This is a genomic window from Collinsella sp. LCP19S3_H3, assembly GCF_052119145.1.
In the GTDB taxonomy this organism is placed as follows: domain Bacteria; phylum Actinomycetota; class Coriobacteriia; order Coriobacteriales; family Coriobacteriaceae; genus Collinsella.
In genome coordinates, this window is sequence record NZ_JBQKFW010000002.1 from 160,585 (window position 1) to 180,219 (window position 19,635).

17 protein-coding genes and 2 tRNA genes are annotated in these 19,635 nt (G+C 61.3%); 12 read left to right on the plus strand and 7 right to left on the minus strand.

The window, feature by feature from the left end:
* Positions 1 to 12: 12 nt before the first annotated feature.
* The 4 genes from ACTQZF_RS01690 to ACTQZF_RS01705 all read right to left on the minus strand — a co-directional run bounded on the left by ACTQZF_RS01690 (position 13) and on the right by ACTQZF_RS01705 (position 4,899).
* Positions 13 to 555: a peptidylprolyl isomerase gene (locus tag ACTQZF_RS01690; RefSeq protein WP_154516178.1), complete on the minus strand. Its 543-nt coding sequence runs from the start codon at positions 553 to 555 to the stop codon at positions 13 to 15.
* Positions 556 to 660: 105 nt separating this feature from the next.
* On the minus strand, positions 661 to 1,815 hold the full coding sequence (locus ACTQZF_RS01695) for a zinc ribbon domain-containing protein (RefSeq protein WP_441554370.1): 1,155 nt from the start codon (positions 1,813 to 1,815) through the stop codon (positions 661 to 663).
* Between the two features lie 214 nt (positions 1,816 to 2,029).
* Entirely contained in the window at positions 2,030 to 4,747 is a 2,718-nt protein-coding gene (locus tag ACTQZF_RS01700) for an HAD-IC family P-type ATPase (RefSeq protein ID WP_441554371.1), read from the minus strand.
* Positions 4,748 to 4,822: 75 nt separating this feature from the next.
* Positions 4,823 to 4,899 (minus strand) — tRNA-Arg (locus tag ACTQZF_RS01705).
* Positions 4,900 to 5,102: 203 nt separating this feature from the next.
* Here ACTQZF_RS01705 and aroF point away from each other — a divergent pair.
* From aroF to glf, 9 genes are all read left to right on the plus strand, one after another.
* The gene (aroF, locus tag ACTQZF_RS01710) at positions 5,103 to 6,125 is read left to right on the plus strand and encodes a 3-deoxy-7-phosphoheptulonate synthase (RefSeq protein WP_441554372.1); all 1,023 of its coding nucleotides are present in this window, start codon (positions 5,103 to 5,105) and stop codon (positions 6,123 to 6,125) included.
* A gap of 3 nt (positions 6,126 to 6,128) precedes the next feature.
* On the plus strand, positions 6,129 to 7,043 hold the full coding sequence (locus ACTQZF_RS01715) for a prephenate dehydrogenase (protein WP_441554374.1): 915 nt from the start codon (positions 6,129 to 6,131) through the stop codon (positions 7,041 to 7,043).
* A 36-nt stretch (positions 7,044 to 7,079) separates the two neighbouring features.
* Positions 7,080 to 8,186, plus strand: a complete 1,107-nt coding sequence (gene aroB, locus ACTQZF_RS01720; RefSeq protein ID WP_441554376.1) for a 3-dehydroquinate synthase — start codon at positions 7,080 to 7,082, stop codon at positions 8,184 to 8,186.
* Positions 8,180 to 9,499 (plus strand): 3-phosphoshikimate 1-carboxyvinyltransferase, encoded by a 1,320-nt coding sequence (gene aroA, locus ACTQZF_RS01725; protein WP_427794801.1) that lies wholly within the window; start codon positions 8,180 to 8,182, stop codon positions 9,497 to 9,499. Before aroB ends, aroA begins: the two co-directional genes overlap by 7 nt.
* 1 nt (position 9,500) lies before the next feature.
* Positions 9,501 to 10,598, plus strand: coding sequence for a chorismate synthase (aroC, locus tag ACTQZF_RS01730; RefSeq protein WP_441554377.1), 1,098 nt, complete (start codon positions 9,501 to 9,503; stop codon positions 10,596 to 10,598).
* A gap of 169 nt (positions 10,599 to 10,767) precedes the next feature.
* Positions 10,768 to 11,913 carry a prephenate dehydratase gene (gene pheA, locus ACTQZF_RS01735; RefSeq protein ID WP_441540737.1) on the plus strand — a complete coding sequence of 382 codons (1,146 nt, stop codon included), beginning with the start codon at positions 10,768 to 10,770 and terminating at the stop codon, positions 11,911 to 11,913.
* Positions 11,914 to 13,152 (plus strand): shikimate kinase, encoded by a 1,239-nt coding sequence (locus ACTQZF_RS01740; protein WP_441554378.1) that lies wholly within the window; start codon positions 11,914 to 11,916, stop codon positions 13,150 to 13,152.
* A 100-nt stretch (positions 13,153 to 13,252) separates the two neighbouring features.
* Entirely contained in the window at positions 13,253 to 13,690 is a 438-nt protein-coding gene (gene aroQ, locus ACTQZF_RS01745; RefSeq protein ID WP_128620624.1) for a type II 3-dehydroquinate dehydratase, read from the plus strand.
* A gap of 78 nt (positions 13,691 to 13,768) precedes the next feature.
* Positions 13,769 to 14,893: a UDP-galactopyranose mutase gene (gene glf / locus ACTQZF_RS01750; RefSeq protein ID WP_441554380.1), complete on the plus strand. Its 1,125-nt coding sequence runs from the start codon at positions 13,769 to 13,771 to the stop codon at positions 14,891 to 14,893.
* A 152-nt stretch (positions 14,894 to 15,045) separates the two neighbouring features.
* Here the strand turns inward: glf and ACTQZF_RS01755 are convergent.
* From ACTQZF_RS01755 to ACTQZF_RS01765, 3 genes are all read right to left on the minus strand, one after another.
* Positions 15,046 to 15,122, minus strand: a tRNA-Arg gene (locus ACTQZF_RS01755).
* Positions 15,123 to 15,175: 53 nt separating this feature from the next.
* Entirely contained in the window at positions 15,176 to 15,943 is a 768-nt protein-coding gene (locus tag ACTQZF_RS01760; RefSeq protein WP_117639984.1) for an ABC transporter ATP-binding protein, read from the minus strand.
* A gap of 12 nt (positions 15,944 to 15,955) precedes the next feature.
* Positions 15,956 to 16,801, minus strand: coding sequence for an ABC transporter permease (locus ACTQZF_RS01765; protein ID WP_441554382.1), 846 nt, complete (start codon positions 16,799 to 16,801; stop codon positions 15,956 to 15,958).
* 147 nt (positions 16,802 to 16,948) lie between these two features.
* Here ACTQZF_RS01765 and ACTQZF_RS01770 point away from each other — a divergent pair, with 147 nt between their 5' ends.
* From ACTQZF_RS01770 to istB, 3 genes are all read left to right on the plus strand, one after another.
* Positions 16,949 to 17,170, plus strand: a complete 222-nt coding sequence (locus ACTQZF_RS01770; protein ID WP_441554384.1) for a glycosyltransferase — start codon at positions 16,949 to 16,951, stop codon at positions 17,168 to 17,170.
* Positions 17,171 to 17,304: 134 nt separating this feature from the next.
* Positions 17,305 to 18,759, plus strand: a complete 1,455-nt coding sequence (gene istA, locus ACTQZF_RS01775) for an IS21 family transposase (protein WP_441554385.1) — start codon at positions 17,305 to 17,307, stop codon at positions 18,757 to 18,759.
* Positions 18,756 to 19,502, plus strand: coding sequence for an IS21-like element helper ATPase IstB (istB, locus tag ACTQZF_RS01780; RefSeq protein ID WP_304202432.1), 747 nt, complete (start codon positions 18,756 to 18,758; stop codon positions 19,500 to 19,502). Before istA ends, istB begins: the two co-directional genes overlap by 4 nt.
* The last annotated feature ends 133 nt before the right edge of the window (positions 19,503 to 19,635 follow it).

Consider the following 19,635-nt stretch of genomic DNA (forward strand, 5'->3'; position numbering starts at 1 on the left):
GGAAGTCCCCTTTTACTCGTGAACGATCTCGACATGGACGATCTCGTCGCCGGCACGCAGCTGCGAAATCACGTCGAGGCCCTCGACCGTGGTACCAAAGACGGTGTAACCGGAATCCAGATTGTGCTGGGCACCCAGGCAGAAGTAGAACTGGGAGCCCGCGGAATCGGGATCCATGGAACGCGCCATGGCAAGCGCACCGTCCACATGGCTGTTGCGCGGGTTGGTGGCAAACTCTCCCTTGATGCAGTAGCCGGGGCCACCGGTGCCGGGCATACCGTCGGGGCCCTCAAGGCCGGCGGCGACGTCAGCGCCGGACATATCGCGGGTATTGGGGTCGCCGCCCTGGATCACAAAGCCGGGCACATAGCGGTGAAACTTAAGGCCGTCATAAAAGCCCATGGTGGAAAGCTCGCAGAAGTTCGCCACATGGATGGGAGCGCCCTCGCCGTCAAATTTGACCTTGATCGTACCCTTCGACGTCTCGATGATCGCACACTCATCACCAGCGAGCTGGTACTCGGGCGTATAAAGCTCTTTCTTAAAACCAAACATGTGGTTCCTTCCTCGTGCGTTTAAAGCATATTTGTACGAATTGTAGCAATAAGCACGGGCTTCCATCAATTGCGCACGCAGGTTATGCCGTCGGAGGGCAACAAATTACGAACGCGGCTGCGGCTTCCAGGCGCTCACATTGGCATCGTACTGGTTAAGGGCGCTGTTGCCGCCCTGTGCGATGGGCGCCAAGATTTCACTCTGGCGGGCGCTCAGCGACTCGCCATCGGGAATGGATAGCGAGATATCCCAGCTCTGGCAGATCATGTCGACGCGCTCGTACATCCACTCGGCAAGCTGCTTGAGGTGCTCGATATCCTCTGCGTAGACGGTATCATCTTGTACCTTAAGGTTGTTGAGCTCGTCTTGGGTCTTTTTGATCTGGTCGCGCAGGGCATAAGCGCTCTGCGACAGCTCCTGACGCGTGGAGAGCGGCGTGCGCAGGTACCCGCTGTTAAACGAGTCGACAACCTCGCCGATCTGATCATCGTCGCCATACGACACGATGGTCTGATACAGACCGTCGAGCTTGGTATAGAGCTGGTCGTCGGAAAGGACGGTCTCCTCCTGGACCACCTCGGCGGTATCGTCGGACCTGGCCTCTTCCTCGGTAGCCTCGCCCTTCTGGCGCGAGGGGAACGTCGTCTTGGCGGCCTGGCCAAACTGGTCGTAAAAGCCCGGCATAACGCCCATGGGGTCCGACGTCACAAACCAATAGGCACTGCCGCACACGGCAGCGAGCAACGCGATGACGATGAGCGGCTTGGGAATACGGCGCTTGTGCTTGTGGTAGGCATCCTCGTCCGGATGCACCTTGCGCTTGGGTTTTTGATTTTTGGACTGAGCGTCGTCACGAAGGGACACCGGCAGCGGGATATCGACCTTGGGAATGCCAAAATCCCTGTCGAAAGCCGGCAGCACGCAGGTCTCATTGGGATCGGCGGCATCGGAAAGTACCGCGGCGGCAGAGGCCGGCGCATGGGGTACCTCGGTATCGATCTGCTCCTGCGTCAGGCGGGGAAAACCAGCCGTGCGCCCAGCAGCCAGGTCGGATGCTGCCGCATCCTCGGATAGAATGCCCGGGGCAGGGCGCCCGCACTTGGAACAGGTACGGTCATGAGGCGACAGACGGGCACCGCAGCCTTCGCAGAACACAAACTCGGTGTGCTCGGGGCCATCGCCCGGGCCAACATAGGTATTGCAATAGGGGCAGAACGAGGAGCCGTCCTCTATGGTCTTGAGACAATGCGGGCAAATCACGGCATCCTCTTTTCGGAATCATTCGAACAATCGAGGTTAGAGCATAACATCGCTACGCCCCTAAAGGCACAGGGCACCAATTCAACATCGCAGGGTAGCTAATTTGGGACGGGGCTTTTTAGCTGCCCTGGCCGCCAATCGGCCAAATAGATCGCGTCATCAGCCGGGTAGCTAAAAAAGCCCCGTCCCAAATTAGCTACCCTGTGAGGTGCGGTTACTTCTTCTTTTTGCTCGGCATCGAGACCTTAATGCCCTGGGCGGACTTGGTCACACGCGAGCGCTTGGCGCCCGCGCCCTTCTTTTTCTTGGGCTGGGTCTTTTCCACGCCCTCGAGCGCGCGGGCTTCGGCCTCACGGGTCGTACGCTCCTCGCGGCGCTGCGCCATGTCGGCGGCGACGCGCTTGGCAAAACGCTCGGCCGTCGAGCCCGTCGAGCTCACCTTGCCGCCACCGCGGCCCAAGCGAACGCGCACGCCGCGGCCAAAGCCAGTGGCGGCATGGCGGCGACGCGGCTTAAGCGAATCCATCATCGAGGCGAGTTTAAAGAACACGCTGCAAGTAAAGACCACAATCACCAGAAGGATAATTGCCTCGCCCATCGACAAGTTGGCGATAGACAGCAGCTCGGGGAATCCGATAACGCCCACCAAGATGCCGACGACGACAAATACAAAGAGCACCACGCGCAAGGGAGTGAGCGGCTGCGAGATACGCCAGATCAGGCTCACGCTTGCCGCGCACGACGTGAGAAGGCACATCGTCGACAGCGTGAGCTGGCTAAAGCCAAACACGCGCGCCACAAAGATATCGAGCGCCGCAGCCATAATGACCGCCAGCGACGCCGGCAGCGCGCGCTTGAGCACATTGGTCAAGAATGACCCCTTCACGCGGGCATTGTTGGGCTCAAGGCCCAGCACAAAGCCCGGCGCGCCGATGCAGAAGAAGTTAATGAGCGTCATCTGGATAGGCTCAAAAGGATACGGCGGCAGCGCGATGCACAGCGCCGCCAGACCCATCGAGAACAGCGTCTTGGTCAGGAACAGCGAGGCCGAACGCTGCAGGTTGTTGATGGAGCGACGGCCCTCGGCCACCACGGCGGGCATCGAAGCAAAGTCGTTATCGACCAGCACGATCTCGGCCACGTTGCGTGCGGCGTCGGAACCGGCGGCCATAGCCACGGAGCAGTCCGCCTCCTTGAGCGCCAGCACATCGTTGACGCCGTCACCCGTCATGGCAACGGTATGGCCACGACGCTTGAGCGCCTGCACGAGCTCGCGCTTCTGCTGCGGGGTCACGCGGCCAAAGACGTGATAGCGGTCCACCGCCGCATCAATCTTGGACGGCGTATCGAGCGTCGTGGCGTCCACATAAGCGTCCGCCCCCGGCACGCCCACCACGCGCGCGATCGACGACACCGTACGAGGGTCGTCGCCACTGATCACGTTGAGGGTCACGCCCTGCTCGTTAAAGTAGCCGATGGTCTCGGCAGCCGAAGTGCGAATCTCATCGCGAATGGTCACAAAACCCACGGGCTCGGCCTCGCCCACCATATCGCCATCGGGCGTAAAGCCGTCCACACGGGCCACCACGAGCACGCGGCAGGTGTCGGCAAGCTCGGCCACACGATTTTCGACCTGCGCAAAGATACGCTCCGAAAGCACAAATTGCGCCGCGCCCATCACATAGGAGCCCTGCGCAAACGAGGCGCCGCTCCACTTTTTGGAGGACGAAAACGGAATGACCGACAGCGGCTCGGACACCTCGACCGGGCGGTCGGCGTAGTAGTTGAGCAGCGCCTGGCAGGTCTCATTGGCATCAGCCGAGGTCGCGCGCGCGACATTGGCAAGCGCAAAATCGAGCACGGTAGTATCGACGGGGACAGGTGCCTCGTCCGGGGCCAAGTCCACACCCTCAACGGGCAACGGATAGGTGCCCTCGACCTCCATGCGACCCGACGTGATGGTGCCTGTCTTGTCCAGGCACAGCACGTCGACGCGCGCGAGCGTCTCGATGCAATAGAGCTGCTGCGCGAGTACCTTGCGGCGCGCCAGGCGCACCGTGGCGATGGCAAGCACCGATGAGGTCAGCAGCACCAGGCCCTGCGGAATCATGCCCAAAAGAGCGCCCACCGTGGACAGCAGCGCCGACGAAGGCACGCGACCGGCCAGCAGCTCGGAAAAGCACCACGAAAGCGCGCTATCGCCCGGGGTACCGGCGGCGTCCCACAACCCACTTACACTCGAGGCGAACAGAGCCAGACCGAGCGGAATCATGATGACGCTCGCAAAGCGCACGATGGCGTTGAGCGCGTTCATGATCTCGGAATTGACCTTTTTGACGTACTTGGCCTCGTTGTTGATCTTGGCCACATAGTTATCCGCACCAACATGGACCACGCGGGCACGCAACAGGCCCGAGTCTATAAAGCTGCCGCTCATGAGCTCGGAACCAGGTTGCTTCTTAATAAGGTCGCTCTCGCCCGTCAGCAGACTTTCGTTAACGAGCGCCTCGCCCGATACCACCACGGCGTCGGCAGGTATCTGGTCGCCGCGCCCCAGACGAATGATGTCGTCGAGCACGATCTGGTCCAAGTCGAGCTCCACCTCGGCACCATCGCGCACCGCGATGGCCTTCTTTGAAGTGAGGAGTGTGAGCTTGTCGACCATCTTCTTTGATCGCATGGACTGGATAACGCCAATGGCGGTATTGAGGAACACCACGAACAGGAACGTCAGGTTCTTAAACGATCCGGTCATAATGACCAAAATCGCTAAGACCACGTTGATCAGATTGAACAGCGTGCAGAGATTTTCGATGATAAGCTCACGAACCGATTTGGTCTTGAGCTCCATGTTGCGATTGATCTTGCCGGCGGCAATGCGCTCCTCGACCTCGGCAGTCGAAAGTCCGCGCTCGATATCTGTAGCTGGCATACCACGTCCCATCACGTCGCATCGGTATAAGAAAACCGCCCGGACCATACGAGGTTCGGACGGTCTTACGTTCGATGGTGCCCCATGTTGGATTCGAACCAACGGCCTTCTGCTCCGGAGGCAGACGCTCTAATCCCCTGAGCTAATAGGGCCAACGGTTGGCATTATACCCAAGTGCGCCACGAGCTAACAACATAATAGAAAAAGCTTTGCAATTACGTGGGAGACGAAGCGCAACGGCTCACTTTAGGACGCAAAAGTGAAATAATTAGTATAAACTCTCATGCACCATATGATACGGCTCGCACTGCGGGCCGTTTTTGCAAGGGTTATCCATCGAGGTGAGAGGCACACCATGATTGCAATTTTAAAGCAGAGCGCAAGCGATGAGGCCATCGGCCACATCGTCAGCTGGATTGAGAAGAAGGGTCTCAAAACCGACGTGTCGCGGGGCGAGAACGAGACCATCATCGGCCTGGTGGGCGATACGACCAAGATCGACCCGTTCCTGCTCGAGTCCATGGACGTCGTCGAGCGTGTGCAGCGCGTCTCCGAGCCGTTCAAGCGTGCCAACCGCAAGTTTCACCCCGAGGACTCCGTCATCGACTGCGGCCACGGCATCAAGATCGGCGGCGACCAGTTCCAGGTCATCGCCGGACCCTGTTCCGTCGAGGGCGAAAACCTCATTCGCATCGCCCGTCGCGTAAAGGCCGCCGGCGCCACGATGCTGCGTGGCGGTGCCTACAAGCCCCGCACCTCCCCTTACGCCTACCAGGGCATGGGCCCCGCCGGCCTGGACCTGCTATGCGAGGCCTCGGCCGAGCTCGATATGCCGATCGTCACCGAGATCATGGACCCGCGCGACGTGCAGGTCTTCTTGGATAAGAAGATTGACGTCATGCAGATTGGCGCCCGCAACGCGCAGAACTTCCCCCTGCTCAAGGAGGTCGGCAAGACCCAGACCCCGGTCCTGCTCAAGCGCGGCATGTCCGGCACGATCGACGAGCTGCTCATGGCTGCCGAGTACATCATGAGCGAGGGCAACGACAACGTTATCCTGTGCGAGCGCGGCATTCGCACCTTCGAGACCCGTACCCGTAACACCTTCGACCTCAACGCCGTGCCGGTGCTACACCACCTGTCGCACCTGCCCGTCGTGGCCGACCCCAGCCACGCCACCGGCTACACCCGCTACGTTGAACCCATGGCGCTCGCCGCGACCGCCTGCGGCGCCAACGGTCTGGAGATCGAGGTCCACGACGAGCCCAGCCGCGCGTGGTCCGACGGCGCCCAGGCCCTCACCCCCGACCAGTTCGACGACACCATGCGCCGTATCCGCGCCATCCGCGAGGTTGTCTGCCAAGAGACCATGGAGTAGCCCATGGGTACGGTAAGAAACGCACGCGTTAACCAGGGCGGCCCCAAATGCGCCGGCGTTGTGGGCCTGGGTCTGATCGGCGGCAGCTTTGCCCGCGGCTATGCGCAGGCGGGCGTCCGCGTGCTGGCCTGGGACCCCGACGATGACGTCATGACGGCCGCCAGCATGGGCACCGTCGCCGGCGAGCTCAACGACGAGACGCTCGGCGAGTGCGACATCATCGTGCTGGCCTGTTACCCCGAGGCCTGCATCGAGTGGCTCGAGACGCACGCCCAGGCACTCGCCGACGCCACCGATACCGAGGCCATCATGGGGCCCGTGGTGATTGACACCGTGGGCGTGAAGGGCATCGTGTGCGAGCATGCCTTTGAGCTTGCCCGCGAGTACGGGTTTTACTTTGTGGGCGCGCACCCCATGGCGGGCACCCAGTACTCGGGCTACGCTCACTCCCGTGCCGACCTGTTCCAGGGCGCGCCACTCGTGCTCGTGCCGCCCGCGGTGGACGATGCGCTCAAGCTGGAGCTTTTAGGCCAGGTGCGCGAGATGGTGCGCCCCTTAGGGTTTGGCAAGTTCAGCGTGACCACCGCCGCCGAGCACGACCGCGTGATCGCCTTTACGAGCCAGCTCGCGCATGTCGTCTCAAACGCCTACGTCAAAAGCCCGACTGCCCAGGTTCACCACGGTTTTTCGGCCGGTAGCTACCGCGACCTTACCCGCGTGGCGCACCTCAACCCCCAGATGTGGTCGGAGCTCATGATCGACGACGCCGACGCACTTGCCTTTGAGATCGACCATCTGATCGAGGCACTCGGCGCCTACAGCCGTGCGCTCAAGGACCGCGACCAGCGCTATCTTGAGAATCTCCTTGCCGAGGGCGACCGCATCAAGCGCGCGCTCGACGACGAGGCCACCCACTAGACCACCTATCACGCCAGGTCGAAAGGACCAAAGCTTATGGCGATTACCATCGATATCGACACCGCACGCCCCTACCAGGTGCACGTCGGCACGTTTTTGCTGGAGCAGGCGGGCCCGCTCGTCCGCGCCAACGCCGGCGGATCGCGCGCCGTCATCGTGACGGACACCAACGTAGGCCCGCTCTACCAGATGCCCGTTAAGCAGAGCCTGGAGGCTGCGGGCTATACGGTGAGTGTCTGCACCTTCGAGGCCGGCGAGGCCCACAAGCGCGCCGATACCTACATCAACATCTTGGAGTTTGTGGCCGAGCACGAGCTCTCGCGCTCCGACGTGATCGTGGCACTCGGCGGCGGCGTCGTAGGCGACGTGGCTGGCTTTGTGGCCGCCACCTACATGCGCGGCTGTAAATTTGTGCAGATCCCCACGAGCCTGCTCGCCATGGTGGACTCGTCGGTGGGCGGCAAGACGGCCATCGACCTAGCTGCCGGCAAAAACCTGGCCGGCGCCTTTTGGCAGCCGAGTGTGGTTATTGCCGACGTGGGGTGTCTCGCCACCCTCACGCCCGAGCAGTTCGCCGATGGCTGCGGAGAGGTCGTCAAACACGCCGTGATCGCCGACCCCGAGCTTTTCACCGAGTTGGAGAAGACCCCGCTCACGCTGGAGCTCCTCAACCGCGACGTTGCCCGTGTGGCGCTCATCATCGCCCGCAATATCGACATTAAACGCGCCGTGGTTGTCGCCGATGAGCGCGAGTCCAACCAGCGCAAGCTGCTCAACTTTGGACACAGCGCTGGACACGCTGTCGAGGCCTGCGAGCACTTTGAGCTGGGACATGGCAACTGCGTGTCGATCGGCATGGGCATCATCACGCGCGCCGCAGCGCTTCATGGCATCTGCGACGCCGCGCTGCCCGCACGTATTGAGGAGCTCTGCGCACGCCACGGTCTCAAAACCCGCTGCGAGCTTTCGGCCGACGCCATCTTTGCCGAGGCGCTGCACGACAAAAAACGCGCCGGTGACACCATCGACCTGGTAATTCCGCACGACATTGGCCGCTGCAGCATCGACCGCACGCCGCTTTCCGCCTTTCATGATTTAATTGCCGAGGGCCTCGGCCAGAAGGGAGACGCCTCCGCATGCTAGCCCGCATCACTCCGTCCCCACTCAAGGGCACCGTCCCCGCCATCGCATCCAAGTCGATGGCGCACCGCCTGATCATCTGCGCCGCCCTTGCCAACGGTGAGACGCATGTGACCTGCAACACCACCTGCGCCGATATCGAGGCCACGGTGCGCTGCCTCACGGCGCTCGGCGCCCGCATCGAAACCGTCGAGGATGGCTTCCAAGTCCATCCCACTATGAAGAGTATTGAGTTCGGCCTGCTCAAGGCACTTGCCGGCGGCACGCTCGACTGCGGCGAGAGTGGCTCCACGCTCCGCTTTATGCTGCCCGTCGCCTGCGCGCTGGGGGCAGAGGCCACGTTTGTGGGCCAGGGCCGTCTGGGCGCCCGCCCGCTCTCCCCGCTCTCGGACGAGATCATCGCCGCCGGCTGCGACCTGCAGGGCCTGGGCGGCTTTCCGCTCAAGACGAGCGGCCGCATGCGCCCGGGCACATTTATCCTGCCGGGCAATGTGAGCTCGCAGTACATTTCCGGCTTGCTGTTGGCGGCCCCGCTGCTGGCCCAGCCCTCCTGCGTGCAGGTGACCGGCCTTATCGAGAGCCGTCCCTACATCAACCTGACGATCCAGGCCATGAAGGCGTTTGGCGTTGAGGTCAACGTCGAGCGCATCCCCGCCAAGAATGGCAAGCCCGAGGTCACGAACTTCCGCGTGAGCAGCGGCTCGTACCGCACGCCTGGCAACGTGGCTGTCGAGGGCGACTGGTCCAACGCCGCCTTTTGGCTGTGTGCCGGCGCCATCGGCTCCGACCCCATCACCGTCGAGGGCGTGTCGCTCAGCTCGGCCCAGGGTGATCGCAACGTGCTTGCCGCGCTCTCGCGCTTTGGCGCCCGCATCGTGCGCTCCACCAACGCCGCCACCGTGCAGTCCGACAAGCTCGCCGGCTTTGAGATGAGCGCGCACGACATCCCCGACCTGGTGCCCGTTATCTCGGCCGTGGCATCGCTGGCACAAGGCCGCACGTTCATCCGCGATTGCGCCCGCCTACGCATTAAGGAATCCGATCGCTTGGCTACCACTACCCGTGAGCTCACCGCGCTGGGCGCACAGGTGCGCATTGCCGGTGACGACCTCATCATCAAGGGCGTCGACGCCTTTACCGGCGGCGAGGTCGATTCGCACAACGACCACCGCATCGCCATGATGGCCGCCATCGCTGCAAGCCGTGCCACCGGCGAAGTTGTGATCCACGGCGCCGAGGCCGTCAATAAGTCCTATCCCGATTTCTTTGACCACTACCGCCTGCTGGGCGGCAAGGTCACGCTCGAGGAGGAGTAGCATGTCCTCGACCTTTGGCAACGTTTTGCACTTAAGCATCTTCGGCCAGTCGCACTCCCCCGCCATCGGCTGCTCGCTCGATGGCATTCCGGCAGGTATTGCCGTTGACCAGGAGGCGTTGCAGGCCTTTTTGGACCGTCGCGCCCCCGGTCGCGACGAGACCGCGACCAAGCGCCGCGAGGCCGACGCCGCGCACATCATTGCCGGTGTGGTCGATGGGCACACCACCGGCGCACCTATAGCCGCGATTATCGAGAACACCAACACGCGCTCCAAGGACTACTCCGAGCTGCGCCGCAAGCCCCGCCCGGGGCATGCGGACTACCCCGCGCGCGTGAAATACCACAACATGCACGATGTCGCCGGCGGCGGGCATTTCTCTGGACGTCTTACGGCACCCTTGTGCATCGCCGGCGGTATTGCGCTGCAGGCACTCGAGGCCCGCGGTATTCGGGTGATGGCTCACGTGGCTCAGATTGGTGGCATCTCGGACCTGCCCATGGACGACATGGTCTATCGCGAGGCCGACCGCAAGGCGATCCTTTCGAACGACCTACCGTGCATCGACGCGGCAGCTGCCGGCCGTATGCGCGAGGAGATTCTCGCCGCACGCGACGAGCTTGATAGCATCGGTGGCATCGTGGAGTGCGGCATCTACGGACTTCCCGCGGGCATCGGCGACCCCATGTTCGACGGCATCGAGAACCGCATCGCGCAGATCGCGTTTGGCATTCCCGCCGTAAAGGGCGTGGAGTTTGGTATGGGCTTTGCCGTGGCCGCCATGCGCGGCAGCGAGAACAACGATCCGTATCGCGTTGATGCCGAGACCGGCGAGATTGCGGTCGAGTCCAACAACGCCGGCGGCATCCTGGGCGGCATCTCCACCGGCGCACCCGTCATGTGGCGGATGGCCGTAAAGCCGACGCCCTCCATCGGTCGCGAGCAGCAGACCGTGGACATGGACGCCATGGAAAATGCGGAGCTCTCGGTCCACGGCCGCCACGACCCCTGCATCGTCCCGCGCGCCGTCCCCGTAGCCGAAGCAGCCGCAGCGCTCGCCATCTGGGACGCCCTCCTCGAGGACGCAGCCCAACGCTAGCCCACCCACCCCGAGGGTAGCTAATTTGGGACGGGGCTTTTTTAGCTACCCCCATATGCCAGTGAGTATTTGCCCCGGCACCCATCGATTCGCCACCAGTCAAAGGGTAGCTAAAAAAGCCCCGTCCCAAATTAACTACCCCAGGCAACGATTCACGAAAGGGGTCTCCATGGACCTTGCCGACATCCGCCAGGCCATCGATGGCATCGATACCACGCTCCTCAATAGCTTTGTCGAGCGCATGGACATTGCCACCGAGGTCGCCAAATCAAAGATCGAGATGGGCAAGGCCGTCTTTGACCCCGCCCGCGAGCGCTCCAAACTCAACAACCTTGCCAGCCGAGCACCCGAGCGCTACGAGGCCCAGACCATTACCCTGTTCCGCCTCCTCATGAGCATGAGCAAGGCCGAGCAGCAGCGCTACATCAACGAGCTCAAGGGCATCACCGTGTCGCAAAAGGCCCACGCCACGGCAGCAGCCTTCGATACGCCCTTTCCCCAGACGGCCAGCGTCGCCTGCCAGGGCGTGGAAGGCGCCTACAGCCAGATAGCCGCGTGCAAGCTCTTCGACGTGCCCGATATTGCGTTCTTCGAGACCTTCGAGGGCGTTATGCGCGCCGTACGCGACGGCTTCTGCGAGTTTGGCGTGCTGCCCATCGAAAACTCCACTGCCGGCTCGGTCAACGCCGTCTATGACCTGCTCGCACAGTTCGACTTCCATATCGTGCGTTCGCTGCGCCTCAAGATCGATCACAACCTGCTCGTCAAGCCCGGCACCAAGCTCGCCGACGTGCGCGAGGTCTACAGCCATGGCCAGGCCATCGCACAGTGCGCCGGCTTTATCGAGGCCCACAGCCTGCACGCCACCAAGTACCCCAACACTGCTATGTCGGCCGAGATGGTCGCCAACTCCGATCGCACCGACGTCGCCGCCATCGCCTCGCGCAGCTGCGCGGCGCTCTACGGTCTGGAGGTGCTGGAGCCCAACATCCAGGACTCGGACAACAACTACACGCGCTTTGTTGTCATCTGCCGCGAGCCGCGCGTCTATCCCGGTGCCAACCGTACCTCGCTCATGATCACTACGGCAAACGAGCCGGGCGCCCTCTACCGCGTACTCGAGCGCTTCTACGCGCTCAATATCAACCTCATCAAGCTCGAGAGCCGCCCCATCCCCGGGCACGACTTTGAGTTTATGTTCTACTTTGACCTGGACTGCCCCTTTGGCAGCAAGGCCCTCGACGACTTGCTCGATTCCATCGATGACGTGTGCGAGAGCTTTACCTACTTTGGCAGCTACACGGAGGTGCTCTAGATGACCGATGTCACCGCAACCCGCCCCTACGGCGTCCTGGGCCGTGTGCTGGGTCACAGCTACACCCCGACCATCTACAAGGAGCTCGCAGGGCTGGAGTACGTGCGCTTTGAGCGCGAGCCCGAGGACCTCGAAGCCTTTATGACGGGCGACGAGTGGGAGGGCACCAACGTGACCATCCCCTACAAGCGCGCCGTCATGGACTACCTGGACGAGCTGAGCCCACTCGCCAAGCGCATGGGTAACGTCAACACCATCACGCGCCTACCCGACGGCCGCCTGCGCGGCGACAACACCGACTACTTTGGTTTTCAGTGCCTGGTCGAGGAGCTGGGCGTTGAGGTTGCCGGCAAGAAGGTCCTCGTGCTCGGCGCCACCGGTGGTGCCGGCACCACAGCAAGCATGGTACTCGGCGACCTGGGCGCGGTCGTTGTACCTGTCGGCCGCACGAGTGAAGTCAACTACGACAACATCGCACAGCAGTCCGACGCGGCGCTGCTCGTCAACTGCACGCCCGCCGGCATGTTCCCTCACTGCCCCGACGCTCCCTGCACGCTCGAAGGGCTCGATGCGCTCGAGGGCGTCATCGACATTGTCTACAACCCCGCCCGCACGGGTCTGATGCTCGAGGCCGAGCGCCGCGGGACCCCCTGCATCGGAGGTCTGCTCATGCTTGTTGCCCAGGCAGCACAGGCTGTCGAGCGCTATACCGGCCAAGCCACCCCGCGCGAGCGCATCCTGGATGTGACGGAGCGCTTGTCTCGCCGCGAGCAGAACATCGCGCTCATCGGCATGCCGGGCTCGGGCAAGACCCGCGTGGGCGAGCAGATCGCCCAGCTCACGGGCCGCGAGCACATAGACTTGGACCGTGCTCTCGAGGAGCGCCTGGGCATGCCCTGCGCCGACTTTATCGTCGAACGTGGCGAGGCTGCCTTCCGCGAGCAGGAGACGGCGGCGCTGGCCGACATCTCCAAGCGCAGCGGCCTGGTGCTTTCCACGGGCGGCGGCGTGGTCACGCGTGACGAGAACTATCCCCTGTTGCACCAGAACAGCCAGATCGTGATGCTCAACCGTAAGCTCGAGGAGCTCGCCCACAAGGGCCGCCCCATCACCGCCCGCGACGGCATCGACAAGCTCGCCGAGCAGCGCATGCCGCGTTACCGCGCCTGGGCCGACTACATCATCGACTCACGCGACAGCGCCGCCAACACCGCCCGCGCCGTCCTCGACGCCCTCTAAAACCTGCCAAAAAGGGACAGGTTTATTTTGGCAGGTTTTATCTGGGCAAACGTCGCAGACAGCAAGCCCCGCCACCAACCAGACCACAAAGGAAGCAACCATGAAAGCACTCGTCATCAACGGCCCCAACCTCAACATGCTCGGCATTCGCGAGCCGGGCATCTACGGCAGCGACAACTACGACCGCCTGGTCCAGATCTGCCAGGAGGCAGGTGCCGCACAGGGCTTTGACGAGGTCGAGGTCTTCCAGTCCAACCACGAGGGCAGCATCGTCGACAAGATCCAAGAGGCCTACGGCAAGGTCGACGGCATCGTCATCAACCCGGCTGCCTACACGCATACGAGCGTGGCCATCCTCGACGCCCTCAAGGCCGTCGCCATCCCCGCCGTTGAGGTCCACATTAGCGCCGTAGAGACGCGCGAAGACTTCCGCCAGGTGAGCTACGCCCGCCTGGCTTGCTTCGCCACCATCACCGGCGAGGGCCTGCAAGGCTACGCGCACGCGCTGGAGCTGCTGAGGGAGCGTCTGCTACACTAATCTATGGGGCAAATGAGTCAGTGGCGTTTGTCCTGAATCATTTGTAACTGTCTAATCGACATACAAAGGAGCATATCCATGTCCCAGTACGATTACCTCGTCGTCGGCGCCGGCCTTTCGGGTGCCGTCTTTGCCAATGCCGCCAAGCGCGCCGGCAAGTCGGTCCTGGTCATCGACCGCCGCGACCACATCGCCGGCAACATCTACACCGAGGACGTCGAGGGCATCCAGGTCCACCGCTACGGCGCGCATATCTTCCACACCTCCATGAAGGACGTCTGGGACTACGTCAACCGCTTCGCCGAGTTCAACAACTACGTCAACTCGCCGGTCGCCAACTTCCACGGCAACATGTACAACATGCCCTTCAACATGAACACCTTCGCCAGGATGTGGCCGGGCGTCGTTACGCCGGCCGATGCCAAGGCCAAGATCGCCGAGCAGGTAGCCGCGGAGAACATCGGCGAGCCGCAGAACCTTGAGGAACAGGCACTGTCGCTCGTCGGCCGCGACATCTTCGAGACGCTCGTGAAGGGTTACACCGAGAAGCAGTGGGGCCGTGATTGCCGCGACCTGCCCGCGAGCATCATCAAGCGCCTCCCCTGCCGCTTTACCTACGACAACAACTACTTCAACGACCGCTACCAGGGCATCCCCATGGGCGGCTACACCAAGATGGTCGCCAACATGCTCGAGGGCGTCGAGGTGCGCTGCGGCGTGGAGTACAAGGAGCTGATCGCCGCCGAGCCCGATATCGCCGCCAAGACGATCTACTGCGGCCCCATCGACGCGTTCTACGACTTTAAGCTGGGCACGCTCGAGTACCGCAGCCTGCGCTTTGAGACCGAGACGCTCGACGAGCAGGACCACCAGGGCGTGGCCGTGGTCAACTACACCGAGCGCGAGATCCCCTACACGCGCATCATCGAGCACAAGCACTTTGAGTTCGGCTCGCAGGACAAGACCGTCATCACGCGCGAGTACCCTGCCGACTGGAAGCCCGGCGACGAGCCCTACTACCCCATCAACGACGCCAAGAACGAGGCCCTGTACAAGCAGTACGAGGAGCTGGCGGCACGGGAGGGTGACGTGATCTTCGCCGGTCGCCTGGGCGGCTACAAGTACTACGACATGGACAAGGCCATCGCCGCCGCCTTCCAGCTCGTGCGCCACGAGCTGGGCGTGGAGCCGACGGAGGCGTAAGACCCCAACAGTCAAAGGCTGATAGCCATTCTGGGATGTAGAAAGTCCGGTGCAGCATCGCTGCATCGGACTTATTGTTGAGGGAGCACTGCACGCGCACGCGTCCCAAAAAGCAAAGACCCGGCACAATAACCGGGTCTTCAAAAACTCTCTGGTGCTCCATGGCGGATTCGAACCGTCGACCTTGGGATTAGAAGTCCCCTGCTCTATCCAACTGAGCTAATGGAGCATAAGGCCGCACGTCCAAGCGGGTACAAGTTCACACGGCTAATAAATTATAACCTACTTGAACTGGTCGTGGTATGCCTTGCAGACCTCATCCACGGGGCCATCCATACGTAGATCGCCCTTTTCGATCCAAACAGCACGTTGGCAAATACGCTCAACCTGCTCCATGGAGTGAGAAACGAATAAGACCGTGACGTCGCCGCTCTCGATAAAGTGCTGAATACGACGCTCGCACTTCTGCTGGAAAAAGACATCGCCAACAGAAAGAGTCTCATCGACGATCAGGATATCGGGCTCGGTAATCGTGGCGATAGCAAAGGCGATACGCGCGACCATACCCGAAGAGAAGTTCTTCAGCGGCATGTCAACGAAGTCTTTAAGCTCAGCGAACTCAATGATATCGTCAAAGCTAGCGTCGATAAACTCCTTGGTATAGCCAAGCAGTGCACCGTTCAGATAGATGTTCTCACGCGCAGTAAGCTCCGGATCAAAGCCGGCGCCGAGCTCAATCAGCGGCGCGATATTGCCGTGGACCTTAACCTCACCTTCGCTGGGCTCCAAAACGCCAGCGATGATCTTAAGCATCGTAGACTTGCCGGAGCCGTTAGTACCAACAAGGCCAACGACCTCGCCGCGATGCACATCAAACGAAATGTGCTTAAGCGCACGGAACTCCTCAAAGAACAGCTCGTGCTTTGCGAGCTTAATAAAGTACTCCTTGAGGTTTGTAAGCGATTCGGACGCCATGTTAAAGATCATGGTGACGTCTTTGACCTCAACAGCAAGGGGCTGCTTGCTGTAATCAATAGCAGATTCAGTCATGAACAGCACTCCTTAGATGTAGAGAATGAACTTGTGCTCGGTTTTGTGGAACACGGTATAGCCAATGGCAAGAGCAAGAACAGCCCAAACAACACACAGCCCAAAGGTAAGCGCAGAAGGCACGGTATTAAACAGGAAGATATCACGCATAAACTGAAGGTAGTTGTACATGGGATTGACAACCACGAGTACCTGAATCCAACGAGCCATCTGGCTGATAAAGTCTGTCGTCCAGAAAATCGGCGTCAAATACATCCAAGCAGTAATAACAACGCTCCACAGGTGCATAACATCGCGGAAAAAGACCGCCAACGCCGAAAGCATCAAGCCCAAGCCCATGCAAAAGCACATGAGCAAAAACAGGCAAACGGGCAGCAGGATAAGATGCCATGAGGGAACGATATGGAACCACAGCATAACAATCGCTACGGCAACCAGTGAAAAAGCAAAGTTCACCAGCGAGAACAGAACCTTCTGAACCGGGAACACCCAGCGATGCACCTTAACCTTCTTGAGCAGCGATGAAGCGACGATGATCGACATAAGTGCCTGATTCGTTGACTCGGACATAACCGAGAACGTAATGTTACCGACGATCAGATACAGCGGGTACATATCAGGCGTAATGGAGCCGTTGCGACCTTGAGCAAAAATGGTCGAGAACACAATGGACATGACGACCATCATAAGAAGCGGATTAAGCACCGACCACGCAACACCCAAAACGCTGCGACGATACTTAATCTTAAAATCCTTGGTGACAAGTTGCCTCAGGATGTATTTGTCTTTTTCGAAATCATTTTTAGCGTGAGAGGCCGGCTTAGCCACCGCTTTCTGACTATCTACGCTGTCAGTCACGGACCAACTCCTTGTCTCGTAATACATAACAGTGGAAAGTATAGCCTTCAAACTCGGCAACTAACCCAGCGATGCAAATCTGGAAAAGTACCCCATAGCAATTACAGGCACCAGCCGACAGGTATACTAGCAACCTGTCAATAACTTATGGGGGCATTCATCTTGGACTACACAGACACAGCGGTCATCATTCCCTGCTACAACGAGGCCGTCACCATAGGCAAGGTCGTCGACGACTTCCGCCGCGAGCTCCCCGGGGCCACGGTCTACGTCTACGACAACAACTCGACCGACGGCACGTCCCGGATCGCCATGGAGCATGGCGCCACCGTGCGCCTCGAGTGTTTAGGGCAATCTGATTGTTGCTAGTGCGGCACCCATTCTTTTCATCTACGGAAACGAAAAATTTCAGAAAAGGCAAAGGCATGCCGACCAGCTAGGCCTACCGTTGCAATTGCAGCTACCAACTGACAATTGCACAGGAGGCAGGAAGGATGATCAGCATGCCAATGATCGAAAGTATACGAGAGATGTCGAGAAGGGGCCTCTCCAATGCGGAGATACAGCGCAGGACGGGGATATCCCAACCGACGATCCGCAAGTACATCGCGATGGACGATTTCTCGCCGCAGGCCCCGAGCCTGCAATCGCGCCCGTCGATCCTTGACCCTTACAAGCCCTTCGTCGACGAGATCCTGCTCGGCGACCAGCGCGTATGGCGCAAGCAGCGACACAGCGCAAAGCGCATATACGAGCGCTTGCTGGACGAGACCGCCTACGACGGCGGCTACGGAACCGTCAAGAACTACGTGAGGAGGCGCAAGGCCGAGATATCCGCGGCGTCCGACTGCTATATGGAGCTTGTCTGGGCGCCGGGGGAGGCGCAGGCCGACTTCGGCGACGTCGACGTGCTGGCCGGGGGAGAGCGCGTGAGGATGCACTTCCTGGTGCTCAGCTTCCCCTTCTCCAACATGGGCTTCTGCCAGCTCTTCGCGGGCGAGACCAGCGAGTGCGTGTGCCAGGGCCTCCGCGACATCTTCGAGCACATCGGCTGCGTTCCCACCTGCATCGTCTTCGACAACGCCACGGGCGCCGGCAGGCGCCGCGGGCAAAGCGTGACCGAGGCGGACCTCTTCCGCCGGATGAAGGCCCATTACGGGTTCGAGGCGACCTACGCCAACCCCCGCGCCGGCAACGAGAAGGGCAATGTGGAGCGAAAGGTCTACTGGTGTCGCCAGCATCTGTTCACGCCTGCGCCCAGCGTCGACGACATCGAGCTGTTCAACGCGGAGCTGCTCAGCCGCTGCTCGGGCTCGGGTTCGAACCGCCACTACGAGAAGGGGCTGACATGGTCGGAGCTGTTCGAGAGGGACAGGTCGGCGATGCCGCCCCTGCCCGCCAAGCCCTTCAGCTGCATGCGATTCGTCACCGGCGTGTCGGTGGACAAGCGCGGCGACGCCACCGTCGACGGCGGCCACCGCTACCATGTGGGCCACAGGCAGGCTTCCGGCACCGTCACCGCCGTGTACGGCGCCCACACCGTCGCGTTCGCGGACGCCGCGGGCGAGATCGTGGCGGAGCACGCGAGGAGGTTCGGGGCCGCGAAGAACGGGCCGGAGGCCGTGTCCCAGCTGGCGTTGCTGGTGAGGAAGCCCGGCGCATGGCGCAACTCGGCGGTCAGGGCCGCCATGCCCGCAGACGTGAGGGTCCATGTGGACGCGCTGGAGTCGGCTGCCAGAAAGGACCTGATCGTGTGCATGCGCAGGTGGTGCAGGGAGAGCTCGGTCGAGGACGTCGGCGCCGCTATCTCCGAGGTGCTGGCCTCAACGGGGAGAGCCAGGCCCTCCGACGTGGAGATGATGCTCGCGAGGATGGGCGGGTTCGGCCTTGGGACGGAGCCCGACGTCGGCCCGGATCTCACTGTCTACGACAGGATGCTCGGAGGTGACGCCGCATGAGCGCGCGAGGCGACCTGGAGAGCGCGGTGAGAAGAGGGTTCAGGGCCGTGATGCTATCCAACCACACTGCGGAGAAGTACGCGTCGGAGTCGACGGCCGCAGAGCTCAGGTTCTTGGCAGGCATGTTCGAGGAGGAGCTCTCCTGGAGAGAGGAGAGCAGGAGGGGGCGGCTGCTGAAACGGGCCAAGTTCCCGGTCCCCAAGACCTTCGAAGGGTACGACTGGTCGAGGGTAAAGGTGCCGGAGGAGATCGGACGCGGGGGCATCGAGAGCTGCAGGTTCATTGCAGACAAGCAGAACCTCGTCCTGTACGGCGGCGTGGGGAACGGCAAGACCCACATGGCCATAGCGTGCGGAACCGCAGCCTGCGCCATGGGGATGACGGTGATGTTCACGACGATCGCAGACCTCGTCGTGAGGATGACCAAGGCCGAAGCCGAGGGAACCTTGGAGAAGGTGTTCAAAGAGGTCGAGAGGGCCGATCTGGTGATACTGGACGAGCTTGGGTACCTTCCCATAAACCAAGATGGCGCCAAGCTCCTGTACCAGGTGGTGAACAAGTGCTACGAGAGGAGAAGCCTTATCGTGACCACGAATCTTGAGTTCAGCAGGTGGGGAAAGATCCTGACCGACGACCAGATGGCGGCTGCCATGATCGACCGAATCGTCCACTACGGCCACCTGGTCGTGTTCGAGGGGCCGACGAAGAGGATGGAGGCCTCGCCTATGGCCCGAAGGGGCTAAGAGGCAAAGCCAAAGAGAGAAAGAGGCACGCCTTTGCCAAACCTGAAACCTTTCCTTGCCACGTGTGAAAAGAACCGCTGCCTCAATTGAAAGCCCGAGCTTGACACAAACACCTCGAGTCGCGCCAGGGCAA